At 66.8% G+C, this 733-nt stretch carries 2 protein-coding genes; both read right to left on the bottom strand.

Annotation, left to right across the window (positions count from 1 at the left end; genetic code table 11):
• The coding region (locus tag J7528_RS23785) for a DUF2275 domain-containing protein (protein ID WP_291879805.1) at positions 1–366 on the bottom strand (366 nt) is incomplete at its 3' end.
• 175 nt (positions 367–541) lie between these two features.
• On the bottom strand, positions 542–733 hold a 192-nt coding region (locus J7528_RS23780; RefSeq protein WP_291879802.1), incomplete at its 5' end, for a hypothetical protein.

Here is a 733-nt window from a genome sequence, read left to right as displayed (position 1 = left end):
GTCCAGGCGGGTCCGGTAGTCGGCGACCCGCTTGCCCTCGTCGGTGTCGGCGGCCAGGATCTTGGTCAGCGCGACCTTGGCTTCGCTATAGGCGGTGTCGATCTCGTCGCTGGCGGCCTTGGCTTCGGGCGACGCGCCGTCGTTGGCGATGCTGCGATAGGCGGCGTAGCCGATCGTCGCCACGCGGCGGTTGAAGCGCGAGCCCTCCAGCTCGGCCGGGGCGCGTTCCTCGACCAGCACCTTGGTGGCGGATTCGGCCACTCTCGACTGCAAGGCGCCGACGCCGGTGATCGCCAGGGCGACCACGGTCAGGATGACGGCCGGCAAGGCCACCTTGGTCGAAATCTTCAGATCGTCGAACTTCATCGCAAACCCCATGTCCGGTCGCGCCCGAAAAACGGGTACGGGCCCGGTCTTGAGATCAAAGACGGCCAGCGCCGTAAAAACGCGGTTAACTGCAAGGCTTTGAACGCCTTAAGCGACGGAATGTCACAGGCCGAAAAGCCCCTGAGGCTGGCGAGGTATGGCTTCAGTTCGCGCCCTAGCCGGCGGCGGGCGGGGCGCACCGGCGCACGTCTTCGCTTTCCCGCGCCAGGTCCAGGCACCATTCAGAAAGGGCGCGGACATAGGGTTTTCGGCCGGAACCCGCGGCGATCGTCTCCACCTGGCCACGGGCCTCCTCCGCCGTGGGAAAGTGCACGACCGTTCGGTACCAGCCGCCGCGCTTCAGGGT

It is taken from the genome of Caulobacter sp., from assembly GCF_017744445.1.
Classification (GTDB): domain Bacteria; phylum Pseudomonadota; class Alphaproteobacteria; order Caulobacterales; family Caulobacteraceae; genus Caulobacter.
This window is presented reverse-complemented; position numbering and strand designations above follow the sequence as displayed.